The organism is Ornithinimicrobium flavum (genome assembly GCF_004526345.1).
Taxonomy (GTDB): Bacteria; Actinomycetota; Actinomycetes; order Actinomycetales; family Dermatophilaceae; genus Ornithinicoccus; species Ornithinicoccus flavus.
This window is the reverse complement of record NZ_CP038213.1, coordinates 3,528,489-3,544,476: the sequence shown is the minus strand read 5'-3', so window position 1 is coordinate 3,544,476 and position 15,988 is coordinate 3,528,489. Positions and strand designations below refer to the sequence as shown.

Sequence of the window (15,988 nt, the reverse complement as noted above, 5' to 3'; positions counted from 1 at the left end):
CGGCCCCCAGGGTGTAGGTATGGGGGTATGACGACGCCGTCCGCACCCCAGCCCGACGCCGGCCGCGCCACCGAGGCCTACCGGACGGCCAGGGACCAGCTGCTCGGCTGGCACGGCCGGCCGGACCTCGCCCGGGAGCAGTTCCGCTACCCCGACGTCGGGCCGTCGTTCAACTGGGCGGTCGACTGGTTCGACGTCATCGCCCGGGGCAACCCCCGGCCCGCGCTCGTCGTGGTGGAGGAGGACGGCAGCGACCAGACGCTTACCTTCGACGAGGTGGCCACCCGGTCCGACCAGGTCGCGCACCTGCTCGCCCGCGAGGGGATCTCCCGGGGTGACAGCGTGATCGTCATGCTCGGCAACCAGGTCGAGCTGTGGGACACGATGCTGGCGATCATCAAGCTCGGCGCCGTGATCATGCCGACCACGACGGCCGTCGGCCCGGCGGACCTGCGGGACCGAGTGGAGCGGGGCGAGGCCCGGATGGTCATCGCCAACCCGGCCGACACGGCGAAGTTCGAGGAGGTCCCCGGCGACTACGCCCGGGTCAGCGTGGGGGAGGTGCCGGGATGGACCGACCTGCGCACGGCGTACGCGTCCCCGGCCGACCCCGTCCCGCACCCGGGCAACGCCTCGCAGGACCGGATGCTGCTCTATTTCACCTCGGGCACCACGAGCCGCCCCAAGCTGGTGGAGCACACGCACGTGAGCTACCCGGTCGGGCACCTGTCGACGATGTTCTGGCTGGGGGTCCGGCCGGGGGACGTCCACCTCAACATCTCCAGCCCCGGCTGGGCCAAGCACGCCTGGTCGCTCTTCTTCGCCCCGTGGATCGCCGAGGCCACGGTGATGGTCTACAACTACGGGCGCTTCGACGCCGCCGGGCTGCTCAGGGTGCTGCGGTCCTACCGCGTCACCAGCTTCTGCGCGCCGCCGACGGTGTGGCGGATGCTCATCAACGCCGACCTCTCCGGCGGCCCGGGCGCGCTGCGCGAGATCATCGGCGCCGGCGAGCCGCTGAACCCCGAGGTCATCTCCCAGGTCCGCACCCACTGGGGCCTGACCCTGCGCGACGGCTACGGGCAGACCGAGACCACGGCCCAGGTCGGGAACTGCCCGGGCGACCCGGTGCGGCCCGGCTCGATGGGCAAGCCGCTGCCGGGCATGCCGGTGGTGCTCGTCGACGTGTCCACCGGGGAGGTCGTGCAGGGCCCGGGCGAGGGGGAGATCTGTCTCGACCTCGCGCAGTCACCGGTGGCCCTGATGACCGGCTACCAGGGCGACGAGGAGCGCAACGCCGAGGCGATGGCGGGCGGTCTCTATCACACGGGGGACGTGGCGGAGCGGGACGCGGGGGGCACGATCACCTACGTCGGCCGCACCGACGACGTCTTCAAGGCCAGCGACTACAAGGTGAGCCCCTTCGAGCTGGAGTCGGTGCTCATCGAGCACCCCGCCGTCGCCGAGGCAGCCGTCGTGCCGGCCCCGGACGAGGTGCGGCTCGCCGTGCCGAAGGCCTACGTCGCGCTCGCGCCCGGGCACGAGCCGACGCGGGAGACCGCCCTGTCGATCCTGCGGCACGCCCGGGAGCACCTGGCTCCCTACCTGCGGGTGCGACGCCTGGAGTTCTACGAGCTGCCCAAGACCATCTCCGGCAAGATCCGGCGGGTCGAGCTGCGGGCCCGGGAGGAGGAGCTGGCGGCGGAGGCGGCCCGCCCGGGCACGGTGGGGGCGGTCGCCCAGGAGTTCCGGGACACCGACTTCCCCGAGCTCCGGGGCTAGGGCGCTCAGGCCAGCGAGGCCCAGCGGTCCAGGACGCGCTGCAGCTCCGCACGGTGCCGGCTGGGCACGTAGGCGACGGTGACCGTCTGGAAGATCTCGGTGAGCACGTCGGCGTCGGCGCGCGTCCCGTCCAGCAGCGGGTGGATCTCCCTCGTCAGACCGCCGACCGTGAAGCGGAGGACCCACCGACCCCGGGCCCGGTCCACGGACCCGCTGACGTCCCCGAGGAGCCCGGTGGTGCCGGCGGTCGCGGCCAGCTTGCGCACCAGGTCGGGGTAGGAGCCCGGGCCGACCACGTGCTCCAGGTCCACGGTGGTGACCCGGGGGTGGGAGGTGAGTTCGCCGTCCTCCCCACGGGCGAGGGCGTGCAGCGGTGCGACGTAGGGGTGCTGGCGCGCCCAGGCCAGCACCTCCCGGTCCTCGACGATCTCCTGCACCGTGGTGCCCACCGGCTCCAGCCCGAGCCGGGCGAGGGTCGCCAGCTGGTCCCGCAGGGAGGGCCGGGTGGGCGGTGGCACGGGTGTCGCCGGTTCGGACCGGCCGTCGCTGCGTCGGGTGAACACGTCCGCGATGCCCATGGCTCCAGCGTGCCACCGCCCGACCCGGGGCACAACGGTCACAATGGTTCCTCGTGAGCACCATCGTCTTCGTCCACGCCCATCCTGACGACGAGGCGTCGCAGACAGCCGGGACCATGCGGCTGGCGGCCGACGCCGGCCACCGCGTGGTCTGCGTCTACGCCACCGACGGCGACCACGGCACCGTCCCGTCCGACCTGGCCGACGGCGAGACGGTGGTGGACCGTCGCCGCGCTGAGGCCGAGGCGTCGGCCGCGGTGCTCGGCACCGCGCGCGTCGCCTGGTTGGGGTATGCCGACTCCGGCATGACGGGCTGGGAGCAGAACGCCGCCGACCGCTCCTTCCACTCCGCCGACCCGCGGGAGGCGGCCTCCCGGCTGGCCGCGATCCTCGACGAGGAGGACGCGGACGTCGTCACGGGCTACGACTGGCACGGCGGCTACGGCCACCCCGACCACGTCAAGGTGCACGCCGTGGTGCACCGCGCCGCCGCGGACGCGAGGCGGCAGCCCCGCGTCCTGGAGGCGTCGATGAACCGTGACCTCCTGCGCCGGCTCTACCACGCGGCCCGGGAGGCCGGGGTGGCCGGTGAGGGCGGTGAGGACTGGGACCCCGACCAGCCCGCCGACGACGGCAACCCGATCGGCTCGCCGGAGGCCGAGCTGCACTGGCACGTCGACGTCCGGCCCGTGCTGGCGGTCAAGCGGGAGGCCCTGGCCAGCCACGCCTCGCAGGAGGACGTGGGCTGGATGCTCGGCATGCCCGAGGAGCAGTACGCCCTCGTCTTCGGTGACGAGTGGTACCGCGAGCCGGGCCGCCCCGCTGGTCTGACCTCCGGCCTGCCGTTCTGAGTCCCACCCTGCCGGGCCCGGCGGGGCCGCATACCCTCGAGGCATGAGCGAGCAACCCCCACCGATGCCAGGGTCCGCGCGGGAGGAGCCCGACGGCAGCGACCTCGGTCGCGCCCGCGGCACCGACTTCCTGGGGCTGGACGACCTGCTGACCGGGGCGGAGCGGGAGCTGCGTGACGGGGTCCGCCGCTGGTGCGACGAGGAGGTGGTGCCGCACGCGGCGCGCTGGTGGGAGGAGGCCCGTTTCCCCACCGAGGTGATCCCGGGGTATGCCGCCACCCGGGTCGCGGGGGCGGCGATCCAGGGCTACGGGTGCGCGGGCGTCTCGCCCCTGGCGGAGGGCATGATGTGCGCCGAGCTGGCTCGGGGTGACGGCTCGGTCGCGACCCTCAACGCGGTCCACTCCGGCCTGGCCATGACCTCGGTGCACGAGCTGGGCTCCGCCGAGCAGAAGGAGCGCTGGCTCCCGGGCATGGCGTCGGTGGAGCTGCTGGGGGCTGTGGCCCTCACCGAGCCGACCCACGGGTCGGACGTGGTCAGCCTGGAGACGACGGCCCGGCGGGACGGCGACGCCTGGGTGCTCGACGGCGCCAAGCGGTGGATCGGCAACGGCTCGGTCGCCGACCTGGTGGTCGTGTGGGCCCGGGACGAGCAGGGCGACGTGGGCGGCTTCGTCATCGATGACCCCCAGCAGGCGCCGGGCTACGACGCCCGGGTCATCCCCGGCAAGATGAGCAACCGCGCGGTGTGGCAGACCCACATCACCCTGGACCACGTCAGGGTGCCTGCGGACAACCGCCTGGCGCAGGCCCGCACCTTCGCGGACACCAACCGGGTGCTGCTGCGCTCCCGGCAGGGGGTGGCCTGGGAGGCCCTCGGCCACGCCGTGGCCGCCTACGAGGGAGCCCTGACCTACACGCTGCGGCGCGAGCAGTTCGGCCGTCCGCTCGCGCGCACCCAGCTCGTCCAGGACGGACTGGCCCGCATGGTCACCCTCATCACCTCGATGCAGCTGATGTGCACCCGCATGGCGCAGCTGCAGGAGCGTGGGCGGTGCACCATCGAGCAGGCGGCCATGGCCAAGCTGCACACCACCACGGCCGCCCGGGAGGTCGTCGCCGTCGCCCGGGACCTGCTGGGGGGCAACGGGATCCTGCTCGACCACCACGTCGGGCGGCACTTCGCCGACCTGGAGGCGGTCTACACCTACGAGGGCAGCCGGACCGTGCAGTCCCTGCTCGTGGGTCGCGTGGTCACCGGCCTGAGCGCCTTCACCTAGGAGGCGTCGTGCACGTGACGGCGGAACCACTCCAGGCTGGCCGCCCACGGGCCGGAGCGGTCAGCCAGGTCGGGCAGCAACGGCGTCAGCTCGGCGCTGAAGGTCCGCGAGGCCTCCAGCGGCAGGAGCGAGGGCAGGTTGTCGATGGCGATGACGTCCAGCGGGTGCTCGTCGCCGCCGAAGCGTCGGGCGGGCTCGTCCCAGGTGGTGATCGCGGTGTTCACCGGCAGCTTGTTCGCCGGTGAGGTGACGTCGCAGGTGACGTCGCCGACGACGCGCAGCCGCCGGGGCCGCTCGACGTCCCCGGCGGTGACGAAGGCGTCCCCGGGCCCGAGGCTGACGACGCAGTTGACCAGGATGTCGTGGTCGAGCAGGGCCGGCTTGTCGAGGGCCACGGTGTCGGCCCGGTCCCACCGGGTCAGGGTGCAGCCGGCCACCGCGAGAGCCTCCACGGCGCCGGTCCCGGAGCGCCCTCGCGACCCGATGACCAGGGCCCGCTCCGGCTCGGCCGGGGTGCTCGCCCGCAGCCGCTCGTCGAGGTCGTCGCGGGTCATGGGGCCGACGCCACCCTCGAGCAGGCCGCGGTGGCGCAGGACCGACAGGGCGGCCCCCACGTAGCCGGCCCAGAAGCCGAAGGCCACCACCCGCTTGCCGTCGACGGTGAGGTACTCGACGTCGAGCAGCTCCCCGCCCCCGCGACGGAACCGCTCGAGCACCTCCTCGGCGCCCTCCTGCCCCTTGTAGGCGTGGGCGAAGAAGACGTGCGTGTGGCGCAGGTCGGACGGGTCCTCGGGCAGTTCCTTGATGCCCACGACCACCGCGCCCTCGGGAGCGTCCACCCAGGACCCGAAGGGCGCGACCGAGCAACCCACCTCCACGTAGTCCTCCAGCGGCACGATCCGGGTGGGGGACTCCTCGACGGTGACCGTGAAGCCGTCGTCGATGAGGCGCCGGGCGTCGGCGGGCACGATGGGGACCCGTTGCTCGGTCGGACGGGCCTCGGCGCGGATCCACAGGTGGGGACGGTTCATGGGGCAAGGGTATGAGGTCCGGCCCGCAGGTCGTGCGCCCGGCACAATGGGGACATGGCGGGCATGGGGCGCAGGCGCAGGGTGCGCGAGATGGAGCGTCGGCTCGCCGAGCTGGACGAGTGGGACCGGCGCTACGGCTTGGGCGGGGCACCGCCCGGCCACCCCTCCGCCCGCGACACCGTCCCGTGGCGCTACCACTCTCCGGAGGGCGCCCCTCCCGTCGGGGCCTTCCGGCCGGTGCCCGTGGCCCGGCCCGCCCGTCGGCGCCGACGACGCTGGCCGGCGGTGGTCATGGTGCTGGCCCTGGTGGGGGGCGGCGTCCTCGCCCTCGAGCACCCGGAGCGGGTCCGCGAGGGGGTGGGGCAGGCCGTCGCGGCCGGGAGGTCGGTCCTCGGCACGACCGCTCCCGACCGGACCGCGCCGGACGGTCCCGGGGCAGGCCTGACGGACCGGATCGTGGACCTCGCCCGGGTGCCCGCGCCCTCGGGCTGGGCACCGGCCTCCGGGGACCGCGTCCTACCGCCGGTGCAGGTGCGGGACACCGGGTCGCACGCCTTCGTGGCGAGGCAGCCGGGCACGGACCTGCCCGTCGGCTTCTCCCCCTGCGAGGTCGTGGAGGTGGAGGTGAACCCCGACCGCGCCCCGGACGGCTACGTGGAGCTGGTGGCCGGTTCCCTTCTCCGGCTGACCGCGGCCTCGGGCCTGCAGCTGGTCCTCGTCGGGGAGACCACCGAGCGGTGGGCGGACCGCGCCCGGGAGGTCGGGGCCCCGGTGCTGGTCAGCTGGGCGGATGCCGAGGAGGTGCCCGAGCTCGCGGGGCCGGTCGCGGGCCTGGGGGGCGCGCTGACGCTCTCCGGCCCCTCGGGGGTGTGGGCGGCCGGTGGCCGGGTGGTGCTGGACGTCGACGTCGACCTGTTGCCGGAGCAGCAGGCGGCGCTGCTCGACCACGAGCTCGCCCACGTCCTGGGGCTCGACCACGTCGACGACCCGGGCGAGCTGATGGCCCCCACCAATGTCGGCGTCACCTCCTTCGGGCCCGGCGACCTGGAGGGCCTGGCCCGGCTGGGCGCCATCCCCTGCGCGTGATGGTCCAGCCCGCCTCCCAGACAAGGGCGCGCACCCCAGACCAGGGTGGCAGCGGCACATCGGGTGCACAGTCTTGTCTGGGGTCTGGGGTCTGGGGTCTGGGCGCTCTGACGCTACCTCCCCGCGGCGTAGGCCTCGACCGCGTCCTTGGCCTCCTTGAGCCCGGCACCGGTCTGCTGCCGGTAGGCCTTGATCGCCGCGATGTGCTGACCCCTCGCCACCAGGTCGCGCACCTCCGGGGTGATCCCCGGGCGGCTGTCGGCCCTCATCCGCTCCAGCTCGGCCGCGTCGACGCCGGCCCGGTCCGCCAACCGGGAGGTCAGGTCCTGGAGAGCGCGCACCTCGTGGGTGAGATGGTCGACTCGTTGCTGCAACCGCTGAGCTCGTTCGAACATGGCACGAACCTACCGGGCCGGTGGGCTCGCACCACGGCCCGCCTCAGGCCACCGCGAGGGCCATCCGCCGCACCGCCTCGGCCATCAGCTCCGGGGAGGTGCCGATGTTGAGCCGGGCGAACCCCGACCCTCCGGGCCCGAAGGCCGGGCCCGGTGAGAGCAGGACCCGGCCACGCTCCAGGAAGGCCGCCGACGGGTCGTCGCCCAGCCCCAGCGCCCGGCAGTCCAGCCAGGCCAGGTATCCCGCCGAGGGCCGGTGGTAGCGCACTCCCGGAAGGTGCTCGGCCAGGAGCCTCTCCAGCTGGGCGGCCCGCTCCTCGATCTCGCGCCGCACCGTCTGCAGCCACCCACGCCCGTCGGTCCAGGCCGCGACCGCGGCGTACTGCCCGAGGATCCCCGCGCCCCAGTCCAGACCACCGGGCATCCCCGCGGGCCACCGGGCCCGGTCGGCCACCGCGGCGACGGCCAGCTTCAGCCCCGCGAGGTTCCAGGCCTTCGACGGCGACTGCAGCGCGACCCCCACCTCGCGCGACGCGTCGGACACCGACAGGAAGGGCACGAACGGCCGGTCGCTGCCCGGGTGCACCAACGGGGCGTGGATCTCGTCGGAGACCACCAGCGCCCCGTGCTCCTGCGCCAGCTCGGCGACCGCCGCCAGGTCGTCCCGTGGGAGGACCAGGCCGAGCGGGTTGTGCGGCGAGCACAGCAGCACCACGCGCGTGCCGTCGGCGAGCGAGCGCTCGATCCCCTCCAGGTCCAGCCGCCCGCCCGTGTCCTGCTCGAGCATCGGCACGTCGTCCGGCTCCAGGCCCAGCTCGTGCAGCCAGGGGTAGAAGCTGAGGTAGACGGGCGGGGTGAGCAGCACCCGGTCGCCGGGGGAGGTGACCGCCCGCAGCACCTCCTGCACGCCGACCCCCACGTCGGCCATCACCCGGACGCTGCCGCGGTCGGCCAGCGGGTCCCACCCCCAGGTGTCCCGCGCGAACCCGGCGAAGGCCTCCACGACCGGCCGCGGGCCCCCGCGTAGCCGAGGTCGGAGCGGTCCACGGCGGTGCGCAGCGCCGCGGCGATCGTCGGTGCCGTCCGCACGTCCATCTCCGCGGTCCACGCCGGCAGCACGTCCGGTGCCACCCGGCTCCACTTGGCGCTGCGGTGCTCCCGCATCTCCTCCAGGGTCAGGTCGAAGGGTGCTCCCATCGCCCCAGCCTGCCAGGGTCGGGACGGGTCGCAAGGATGGGGGTATGACGTCACGCACCTGGACCTTCACCGGCCGGATCCTGGGGGTCGGCACCACGAGCGGGGTGCGCCTGTGGTTGGCGTCTGGGACACCTCGCCGCTGGGCTCGTTCGCCGACGTCATGCTGGAGCGGGCCGACGGTCACCGGGTCCTGCTGGCGCCCTCGCCGGAGGTGGCCGGGTTCGTGAGCGGCACGTACTCCTTCGACGCGACGACGATCGAGCCCGTCGAGGTGCGGGTGCGCACCGGACGGGTCGAGGTCCGCACCCCGTCGCTGACCCTGACGGCGACCCTCGGCCGGCGCACCGCGCTCGGGTGGCTGCTGCACGGCATACCCCGGGGGGTGGCCGCCAGCCCGCTGCTGTCCGCGGTCACCGACCCGGTCGCCCGCGTGGTCCTGCGGGGCGTGCGGACCCGCGGCAGCGCGGGGCAGGGGCGCAGGGAGTTCTACGGGGCGACCGACGTGCGGGCCGTCACCGCGGTGACGGCCCGGCTGGACGGCGTCGACCTGGGCACGCTGACCCCGGTCGACCCGCCCGCCCGGTTCGGCTTCTCCTCGACCCCGCGGCGTCCCTCGCTCACCGAGGTCGTCACGACGATCGTCGGGTGAGCCTCAGGCCACGCGCTCCTGCGGCGCGTTCTCCGCGGTCTTCCCCGCGTCGCGCTCCACGACGTCGCCGAGGACCTCGTCGATCTTCGCCAGGAGGTCGGCGTCGAGCCTCACGCCGGCCGCCTTGACGTTGTCCTGGACCTGCTCGGGCCGGGAGGCGCCCACGAGGGCGGCGGCCACGTTGGGGTTCTGCAGCACCCAGGCGATCGCCAGCTGCGGCATGGTCAGGCCGGCCTCCTCCGCGAGCGGCCTGAGGTCCTGGACGGCCGTGAGGGTCTCGTCGGACATGAAGCCCTTCATGCCGCGGCCCATCTTCTCGTCGGCCGCACGGCCCTCGGTCGGCTGCTGACCGGGGAGGTACTTGCCGGAGAGCACGCCCTGGGCCATCGGGCTCCAGACGATCTGGGAGATGCCCAGCTCCTCGCACGCCGGGACCACCTCGGGCTCGATGACCCGCCACAGCATGGAGTACTGCGGCTGGGAGGAGATGAGCTGGAAGCCCAGCTCCTTGCTCAGCCGGTGACCCTCGCGGATCTGGTCGGCGGTCCACTCGCTGACGCCGATGTAGAGCGCCTTGCCCTGCCGGACGATGTCGGCGAAGGCCTGCATGGTCTCCTCCAGCGGCGTCTCCGTGTCGTAGCGGTGCGCCTGGTAGAGGTCGACGTAGTCGGTCTGCAGCCGCCGCAGCGACCCGTCGATCGACTCCATCACGTGCTTGCGCGACAGGCCGGTGTCGTTCTTGCCGCCCGGGCCGGTCGGCCAGTAGACCTTGGTGAAGATCTCCAGGCTCTCCCGGCGCTCGCCCTTCAGCGCCTCGCCGAGGACGCTCTCGGCCTTGGTGTTGGCATAGACGTCGGCGGTGTCGAAGGTGGAGATCCCTTCGTCGAGCGCGGCGCGCACGCACCGGTGGGCCACCTCGTTCTCCACCTGGGACCCGTGGGTCAACCAGTTGCCGTAGGTAATCTCGCTGATCTTGAGCCCGCTGTTGCCGAGGTACCGAAATTCCATCCCCCCACCCTACGGACGTCGCGGGGATGCTCCGACCGGCGCGGCTACGGTGGGGGTATGACGGAACGTCCTGGACCCCCACCACCGCTACCGGGTCCGCAGACCCCGGGGGACGGGCTGCCGGAGATCGTCCCCGACCCTCGCCCCTGGCCTGTTCCTGGCCCGACGGGGGGTCCCCTGCCCGCCCGGCGGGACCGGGACCAGCCCATGGTGTCGGCCTTCGGCGACCTGGTGCGCACCGGGTCGTGGGACGCCGCCCGCCGGACCGTCGCGATCCAGGTCTTCGGCGACACCAAGCTGGACCTGCGCCAGGTGCTGCAGCCGGGGGAGACGCTCGAGGTGGAGCTCTACAGCCTCTTCGGCAGCGCGAAGATCCTCGTCCCGGAGGGGACCGACGTGCAGATCCAGGGGATGACCCTGCTCGGTGACGCCCGGTCGGAGGTGGGGGCGCCCGCGACGGGGGCCGCGCCGTCCGGCAGCCGGCTGCTCGTCACCGGATGGTCGGTCTTCGGGGACGTGCGGGTGCGCTCCGTCGCCGCCGGGGAGAAGCTGCCCCGCGGGTGGCGCTGGGCCCGGCCGAGGGCGTGACCCGGTGACCCTCGCCCCGCTCCACGAACAGCACGCCCGTCTCGTCCGGCTCGGCCTGGACCTGCCCGCCCTCCCGCCGGGCCTGGAGGGGGACCTCCTCGTGGTCCACCCCCGGCTGGTCCCGGCCGCCGACCTGGCGCCGCTGCTGCGGCGGGGTGAGCGCACCGGCTCCGTCGTCGATCACCTGGGGGACCTCGCGGAGTACGTCCCCGCACCGGGCACGGTGGTCCCGGACGCGGACCTGTACGCCGTGACCGGGCCGGACCGGGGGGACGGGTTCGCCGATCGGAGCCCGGACGAGGTCGACCCGGAGCTGCGGGCGGCGGGCCGGGAGCTGATGACCGTCTCCGAGGGTCTGTGCTGGGTGCTCCAGGAGCCGGCCGTGCTCGAGCGCAACCACTGCTTCATGACCTCCGGCTCCCGGCGCCCCGGGCGCGCCCCGGCACCCTCGACACCCGGGTCCCGGCGCTGTGGATCAGCAACGGGACGGGCCGGGACGGCCAGGAGCGCAAGGACGCGCCGAAGGTCGGCTGGTGCTGGGCCGGCAACCACCACACCTGGCTGGGGATCGCCTCCGTCGCCGGCCGCCACGCCTGAGCCCGCACATGGCCGTCGGGCAGGCTCACCGCGCGGGGGCCCCGGGGGCGCACCTAGTGTCGGGAGGACCCGCACGTCGCGCCCTTCCGGAGGATCCCATGTCGACCGAGCAGAGCCCCGCACCCACCGGCACCGAGAGCCCGGCGGCCGACGTCGGCGGCCCGCAGCTGCCGAGCTACCCGCAGGACCCCGCTCCTCCGCAGCCGCCGACCCCGGGCAACGCCGGTGCCGCCGCGGACAACCCCGTCTACACCGGTGGCACCGAGCCGGGTTCCGGCGGTGAGCTGCACCAGCGCCCCGGGGACGGTCAGCCGCTGCTGACCACCTCGCACGGTCAGCCGATCTCGGACAACCAGAACTCCCTGACGGTCGGTGAGCGGGGGCCGGTCCTGCTGGAGGACCACGTCCTGCGCGACAAGCTCTTCCACTTCGACCACGAGCGGATCCCGGAGCGGGTGGTCCACGCGCGGGGCTACGGCGCCCACGGCACGTTCACCGCCGCCGAGGACCTGTCCGGGCTGACGCGAGCCTCCCTCTTCGCCGAGGCCGGCAAGCAGACGCCGGTGTTCGTCCGCTTCTCCACCGTCGCCGGCAACAAGGGCTCCTTCGACCTGGCCCGGGACGTGCGCGGCTTCGCCACGAAGTTCTACACCGACGAGGGCAACTGGGACCTGGTGGGCAACAACATCCCTGTCTTCTTCATCCAGGACGCGATCAAGTTCCCCGACCTCGTCCACTCGGTCAAGGAGGAGCAGGACCGCGGCTGGCCGCAGGCCGCGTCGGCCCACGACACCTTCTGGGACTTCGTGGGCCTCATGCCCGAGTCGACGCACATGCTGCTCTGGCAGATGTCGGACCGGGCGATCCCGCGGTCCTTCCGCTTCATGCAGGGCTTCGGCGTCCACACCTTCCGGTTCGTCGACGCCGTGGGCAGCAGCACCTTCGTCAAGTTCCACTGGGTGCCCCGACAGGGCCTGCAGTCGGTGGTCTGGAACGAGGCGGTGAAGATCAACGGTGCCGACCCCGACTTCCACCGCCGGGACCTGTGGACGGCGATCCAGAACGGGGACTTCCCCGAGTGGGACCTGTGCATCCAGGCCTTCGACGACGACTTCGCCGACGCCTTCGAGTTCGACGTCCTCGACCCCACCAAGATCATCCCCGAGGAGCAGGTCCCCCTGCGGGTGATCGGCACCATGCGCCTGGACCGGGTCGTCGACAACGTCTTCTCCGAGACCGAGCAGGTCGCCTTCATGACCCAGAACGTCGTGCCCGGCATCGACTTCACGAACGACCCCCTCCTGCAGGGCCGCAACTTCTCCTACCTCGACACCCAGCTCAAGCGCCTGGGGTCGACCAACTTCGCCCAGCTCCCGGTCAACGCCCCCCGCTGCCCGGTCGCCCACTTCCAGCGCGACGGGCACATGCAGCACGGCCGGCAGGCGGGCCGGGCCAACTACGAGCCCAACTCCTTCACCGGGGCCGCGGCCGGCCCCCGGGCCGACCACGAGGCCGGCTTCCGGACCGTGGTGCGGGAGGAGTCCGGGCCCACCCGGCGGCTGCGACCGGAGTCCTTCGCCGACCACTACTCGCAGGCGGGGCAGTTCTACCGCTCCCAGACCCGCCCCGAGCAGGAGCACATCTGGATGGCCTTCGTCTTCGAGCTGTCCAAGTGCGAGATCCCGCAGATCCGCGAGCGGATGGTCGCCAACCTGCGCAACGTCGACGAGGAGCTGGCCCGCAAGGTGGCCGACGGTCTCGGCCTGGACCTCCCGGAGGCGACCGAGCCCGCCGTCGCCCCTCGGCACGACCTCCCGCCGTCACCGGCGCTGAGCTTCGCCGCCCGGGCACCGAAGGACTTCGGAGGCCGCAAGCTCGGCATCCTCGTCTCCGACGGCACCGACGGTGCGCTGCTCGAGGAGGTCCGCTCGGCCGTCGAGGCCGTCGGCGGCCTGGTCGAGACCGTCGCGCTCAAGGTCGGCGGGGTCGTGCTCGACGGCGAGGACGACCGGACCCCGGTCGACCACAAGATCGACGCCGCACCCTCGGTCCTCTTCGACGCGGTGGCGCTGCTGGCGACCGGGCCGGGTGCCGAGGAGCTGTCGGGCCATCCGGGCGTCAAGGACTTTGTCTCCGACGCCTTCACCCACTACAAGCACATCGGGTACGTCGACGGTGCCTCACCGCTGCTGCAGGTGGCCGGGATCGCCGAGCAGCTCGACGAGGCCTGCCACGACCTCGGCGAGGTCGAGCCCGAGGCCTTCGTCGAGGCTCTCGCGGGCCTGCGCCGGTGGGAGCGGGACGTCTGACCGCGGGTCCCGAGGAGATCCGGCCTCCCGGGAGGACACAGGGGTAGGCCGCTTGAGAGGCGTATGATGTATGCATCATGCAACTTTCTGAGCAGCTGGCGCGCGCCTTCGCCGCCATGGGTCGCCTGCTGAACGAGCACTCCGGCACCGAGGTCCTGTCCCGACCCGACTTCGCGGTCCTCATCCGGCTCCCTCGCGCCCAGGAGGTGGCTGCGGGGGCCGAGGAGGTGCGTCCCCGCGACCTGGCCCGCACCGAGGGGCTCGACCCCTCGACGATGAGCCGACGCCTGGCCTCGCTCACGTCCAGAGGGCTGATCCACCGCGAGACCGACCCCACCGACGGCCGGGCCCAGGTGCTCTTCCTCACCGAGGAGGGGCACCGGGCCGTCACCCAGGAGCGGGCCCGACGGGTGACCCTGGTCACCGACGCCCTCCAGGGGTGGGACGAGGCGGACACGGCCGAGCTGGCCCGGCTGCTCGGCCGCCTCACCGACACCCTCGGGGCCAGCGGGTCCACCTCGTGACCGGCCCCGCCGCCTACCGGCTCACCCCCGAGCACAAGCGCGTCTTCGCCGGCCTCATGCTCGGCATGTTCGTCGCCTCGATCAGCCAGACCATCGTCGGGCCCGCCATGCCGCGCATCGTGGCCGAGCTGGGGGGCATGGACCACTACAGCTGGGTGGCGACGGCCGCGATGCTCGTCTCGGCGATCGTGGTGCCGGTCGTCGGCAAGCTCTCCGACATGTTCGGCCGGCGCCGCTTCTACCTCGCCGGCCTGGTCATCTTCCTCCTCGGCTCCGTCCTGTCCGGCCTCGCCCCGAACTTCTGGACGCTCGTGGCCGGACGGGCCGTCCAGGGCCTGGGGATGGGCACGCTGATGCCGCTGTCCCAGACGATCATCGGCGACATCATCCCGCCGCGGCAGCGCGGCAAGTACCAGGGCCTCATGGGGGCCGTCTTCGGCGTCACCTCGGTCGCGGGCCCCATCGCCGGTGGGCTCATCACCGACCACTGGGGCTGGCGCTGGCTCTTCTTCGCCACCGTGCCGCTGGGGGTGGCCGCGATCTTCGTCATCGCCCGCTTCCTCCGGCTGGAGCACGAGCCCTCGAGCGGGCGGGTGGACGTGCTCGGCATCCTCACCCTCAGCCCCGCGCTCGTCGCCATCCTCCTGGCCACCTCCTGGGGAGGCGTCAGCTACCCGTGGGGGTCCGTGCCGATCGTGGGCCTCTACCTCGTCGGCGGGGCGCTGCTGGGACTCTTCGTCCTGGTCGAGACCCGGGCCGAGAATCCCCTCATCCCCCTGGGGCTCTTCGCCAACAGCGTCTTCACCTTCGCCAACGTCGCCGCCTTCGGGCTGGCCATGGTGATGTTCGGCGTCATCATCTACGTCCCCGTCTTCGCCCAGGGCGTGCTCGGAGTCGGTGCCACCGAGTCCGGCCTCATCCTCATGCCGATGATGCTCGGCCTCATCCTCGTCGGCATCGTCTCGGGCTACCTGGTGACCCGCACCGGGCGCTACAAGGAGCTCATGCTCGTCGGCACCGTGGTCCTCGGGGTCGGCGTGTGGCTGCTGACCCGGCTCGGGGCCGGCTCCTCGGAGTGGGAGCTGACCGCGGCCATCGCCGTGATGGGCACGGGCCTGGGCCTGGCCATGCAGCAGTACACCCTCGTGGTGCAGAACGCCGTCTCCCGTCGGGACCTGGGGGTCGCCACGGCCGCCCTGCAGTTCTTCCGCAACGTCGGCAACACCGTGGGCATCGCCATCTTCGGTGCCGTGATGACCTCCGGCCTCGCCCGGGCCATCGCCGGCTACCTCCCCCCCGGCGCGGAGGACCAGCTCGGCGACCTGGACCAGATCGACGCCGGCGCCGCGCTCGACCCCGCCGCGACGGTCGGGATGCCGCCGGAGGTGCTGGAAGCGATCCGCGCCGGCCTGGCCGACCGGCTGCACGACGTCTTCCTCCTGGGGCTGCCGATCGTCGCGGTCGTCTTCCTCGCCACCCTCGGGATCCGCCACATCCCCCTGCGCGACACCGTGCACACCCCCGACGAGGCCCAGCGCGAGTACCTCGACACCATGGCGTCCAGCTCGCCGTCGGAGAACTACGTGCCCGGCCTGCGGCACGGGGACGTGGGCGCCCGCACCCGGGAGCGGGTGCTCGGTCTGCAGCTGGCGATGCTCGCCCGCAGCGCCGGGCGACCGGACCGTCCGCTGCTGGCCCGGGCGGTGACCGAGCTCGGCGACGGCGACCTGGAGCGCGGTCGGCAGGTGCTGCGCAACGCCGCGCTCATGCTCACCAGCGACGACGAGCAGGAGGTGGTCACGGCCGAGCGGTATGCGGTGCAGCTGGCCCGCCGGGCCACTGCGCCGGGGGGCCTGCTCAGCGAGCCGCTGCGGCAGGAGCTGGCCGTGCGGGCCGCCGAGCGCGCCCGGGACGAGGTGCTGTCCGTCGTCGAGCCGTCGGTCGCCGAGCGGCACGCCGCGGTCGACCTCGCCGAGGTGCGGCAGGCCGCCTCGGAGCTGTCGACGGCCCTGCTCGTCGACATCGGGACGGGCGATGAGTCCCCCCGGGTGGGGGCGGGAACCTCGTAGTCTGCCCCCCATGCAGGGCTCCTTCCACCTCCCCACCGCGCTGGC

Annotated in this window: 16 protein-coding genes and 1 pseudogene; 11 read left to right on the top strand and 6 right to left on the bottom strand. The window is 73.4% G+C overall.

Annotated elements, in window-relative coordinates; translation table 11 throughout:
- Nucleotides 1–27 precede the first annotated feature (27 nt).
- Nucleotides 28–1,782: an AMP-binding protein gene (locus tag E3Z34_RS16755; RefSeq protein ID WP_134774524.1), complete on the top strand. Its 1,755-nt coding sequence runs from the start codon at nt 28–30 to the stop codon at nt 1,780–1,782.
- 5 nt (nt 1,783–1,787) lie between these two features.
- On the opposite strand, the gene E3Z34_RS16750 is transcribed toward E3Z34_RS16755, so the two are convergent.
- Nucleotides 1,788–2,360 (bottom strand): hypothetical protein, encoded by a 573-nt coding sequence (locus tag E3Z34_RS16750; protein ID WP_134774523.1) that lies wholly within the window; start codon nt 2,358–2,360, stop codon nt 1,788–1,790.
- A gap of 53 nt (nt 2,361–2,413) precedes the next feature.
- Here E3Z34_RS16750 and E3Z34_RS16745 point away from each other — a divergent pair, with 53 nt between their 5' ends.
- Together E3Z34_RS16745 and E3Z34_RS16740 are read left to right on the top strand one after the other, a co-directional pair.
- Nucleotides 2,414–3,211: a PIG-L deacetylase family protein gene (locus tag E3Z34_RS16745; RefSeq protein ID WP_134774522.1), complete on the top strand. Its 798-nt coding sequence runs from the start codon at nt 2,414–2,416 to the stop codon at nt 3,209–3,211.
- 43 nt (nt 3,212–3,254) lie between these two features.
- Nucleotides 3,255–4,490 (top strand): acyl-CoA dehydrogenase family protein, encoded by a 1,236-nt coding sequence (locus E3Z34_RS16740; protein WP_238695250.1) that lies wholly within the window; start codon nt 3,255–3,257, stop codon nt 4,488–4,490.
- Here the strand turns inward: E3Z34_RS16740 and E3Z34_RS16735 are convergent.
- Nucleotides 4,487–5,521, bottom strand: a complete 1,035-nt coding sequence (locus E3Z34_RS16735) for a saccharopine dehydrogenase (RefSeq protein WP_134774521.1) — start codon at nt 5,519–5,521, stop codon at nt 4,487–4,489. The two genes, E3Z34_RS16740 and E3Z34_RS16735, sit on opposite strands and share 4 nt — an antisense overlap.
- A 54-nt stretch (nt 5,522–5,575) precedes the next feature.
- Between E3Z34_RS16735 and E3Z34_RS16730 the strand changes: the two genes are divergently transcribed.
- Nucleotides 5,576–6,607, top strand: a complete 1,032-nt coding sequence (locus E3Z34_RS16730) for a hypothetical protein (protein WP_134774520.1) — start codon at nt 5,576–5,578, stop codon at nt 6,605–6,607.
- A 113-nt stretch (nt 6,608–6,720) separates the two neighbouring features.
- On the opposite strand, the gene E3Z34_RS16725 is transcribed toward E3Z34_RS16730, so the two are convergent.
- Genes E3Z34_RS16725 through E3Z34_RS18345 form a run of 3 tightly spaced genes read right to left on the bottom strand, consistent with a single transcriptional unit; the run spans nt 6,721 to nt 8,199 of the window.
- Nucleotides 6,721–7,002, bottom strand: coding sequence for a ribosomal protein L7/L12 (locus tag E3Z34_RS16725; protein ID WP_134774519.1), 282 nt, complete (start codon nt 7,000–7,002; stop codon nt 6,721–6,723).
- Nucleotides 7,003–7,045: 43 nt separating this feature from the next.
- Entirely contained in the window at nt 7,046–7,930 is an 885-nt protein-coding gene (locus E3Z34_RS16720) for a MalY/PatB family protein (protein ID WP_202976982.1), read from the bottom strand.
- Complete coding sequence (locus E3Z34_RS18345; protein ID WP_202976981.1) at nt 7,930–8,199, bottom strand: hypothetical protein; 270 nt, start codon at nt 8,197–8,199, stop codon at nt 7,930–7,932. The genes E3Z34_RS16720 and E3Z34_RS18345 overlap by 1 nt, the downstream gene beginning before the upstream one ends.
- 112 nt (nt 8,200–8,311) lie before the next feature.
- Here E3Z34_RS18345 and E3Z34_RS16715 point away from each other — a divergent pair, with 112 nt between their 5' ends.
- Entirely contained in the window at nt 8,312–8,848 is a 537-nt protein-coding gene (locus E3Z34_RS16715) for a hypothetical protein (protein ID WP_238695249.1), read from the top strand.
- A gap of 3 nt (nt 8,849–8,851) precedes the next feature.
- Here E3Z34_RS16715 and E3Z34_RS16710 read toward each other — a convergent pair whose 3' ends face one another.
- A complete protein-coding gene (locus E3Z34_RS16710) occupies nt 8,852–9,856 on the bottom strand; it encodes an aldo/keto reductase family protein (RefSeq protein WP_134774518.1) in 1,005 nt (334 codons plus the stop codon).
- 57 nt (nt 9,857–9,913) lie between these two features.
- Between E3Z34_RS16710 and E3Z34_RS16705 the strand changes: the two genes are divergently transcribed.
- The 6 genes and pseudogenes from E3Z34_RS16705 (at nt 9,914) to E3Z34_RS16685 (ending at nt 15,943) form a co-directional block, all read left to right on the top strand.
- Nucleotides 9,914–10,444, top strand: a complete 531-nt coding sequence (locus E3Z34_RS16705; protein WP_134774517.1) for a LiaF domain-containing protein — start codon at nt 9,914–9,916, stop codon at nt 10,442–10,444.
- A 4-nt stretch (nt 10,445–10,448) separates the two neighbouring features.
- Nucleotides 10,449–10,889, top strand: a pseudogene (locus E3Z34_RS19285) (DUF5701 family protein); the annotation flags it as partial.
- Nucleotides 10,802–11,041, top strand: coding sequence for a DUF5701 family protein (locus tag E3Z34_RS19280; RefSeq protein WP_238695248.1), 240 nt, complete (start codon nt 10,802–10,804; stop codon nt 11,039–11,041). The pseudogene E3Z34_RS19285 and the gene E3Z34_RS19280, both read left to right, overlap by 88 nt.
- A 98-nt stretch (nt 11,042–11,139) precedes the next feature.
- Entirely contained in the window at nt 11,140–13,350 is a 2,211-nt protein-coding gene (locus E3Z34_RS16695; RefSeq protein WP_134774516.1) for a catalase, read from the top strand.
- A gap of 77 nt (nt 13,351–13,427) precedes the next feature.
- On the top strand, nt 13,428–13,874 hold the full coding sequence (locus E3Z34_RS16690) for a MarR family winged helix-turn-helix transcriptional regulator (RefSeq protein WP_134774515.1): 447 nt from the start codon (nt 13,428–13,430) through the stop codon (nt 13,872–13,874).
- Nucleotides 13,871–15,943, top strand: a complete 2,073-nt coding sequence (locus E3Z34_RS16685; protein ID WP_134774514.1) for an MDR family MFS transporter — start codon at nt 13,871–13,873, stop codon at nt 15,941–15,943. Before E3Z34_RS16690 ends, E3Z34_RS16685 begins: the two co-directional genes overlap by 4 nt.
- Nucleotides 15,944–15,988: the final 45 nt, after the last annotated feature.

What these genes read in the sequence shown, in the direction of transcription:
- E3Z34_RS16755 (WP_134774524.1), top strand. Translation starts at nt 28, where the DNA reads ATGACGACGCCGTCCGCACCCCAGCCCGACGCCGGCCGCGCCACCGAG.
- E3Z34_RS16750 (WP_134774523.1), bottom strand. Translation starts at nt 2,360, where the DNA reads ATGGGCATCGCGGACGTGTTCACCCGACGCAGCGACGGCCGGTCCGAA.
- E3Z34_RS16740 (WP_238695250.1), top strand. Translation starts at nt 3,255, where the DNA reads ATGAGCGAGCAACCCCCACCGATGCCAGGGTCCGCGCGGGAGGAGCCC.
- E3Z34_RS16735 (WP_134774521.1), bottom strand. Translation starts at nt 5,521, where the DNA reads ATGAACCGTCCCCACCTGTGGATCCGCGCCGAGGCCCGTCCGACCGAG.
- E3Z34_RS16730 (WP_134774520.1), top strand. Translation starts at nt 5,576, where the DNA reads ATGGCGGGCATGGGGCGCAGGCGCAGGGTGCGCGAGATGGAGCGTCGG.
- E3Z34_RS16725 (WP_134774519.1), bottom strand. Translation starts at nt 7,002, where the DNA reads ATGTTCGAACGAGCTCAGCGGTTGCAGCAACGAGTCGACCATCTCACC.
- E3Z34_RS16720 (WP_202976982.1), bottom strand. Translation starts at nt 7,930, where the DNA reads ATGGCCGACGTGGGGGTCGGCGTGCAGGAGGTGCTGCGGGCGGTCACC.
- E3Z34_RS18345 (WP_202976981.1), bottom strand. Translation starts at nt 8,199, where the DNA reads ATGGGAGCACCCTTCGACCTGACCCTGGAGGAGATGCGGGAGCACCGC.
- E3Z34_RS16710 (WP_134774518.1), bottom strand. Translation starts at nt 9,856, where the DNA reads ATGGAATTTCGGTACCTCGGCAACAGCGGGCTCAAGATCAGCGAGATT.
- E3Z34_RS16705 (WP_134774517.1), top strand. Translation starts at nt 9,914, where the DNA reads ATGACGGAACGTCCTGGACCCCCACCACCGCTACCGGGTCCGCAGACC.
- E3Z34_RS16695 (WP_134774516.1), top strand. Translation starts at nt 11,140, where the DNA reads ATGTCGACCGAGCAGAGCCCCGCACCCACCGGCACCGAGAGCCCGGCG.
- E3Z34_RS16690 (WP_134774515.1), top strand. Translation starts at nt 13,428, where the DNA reads ATGCAACTTTCTGAGCAGCTGGCGCGCGCCTTCGCCGCCATGGGTCGC.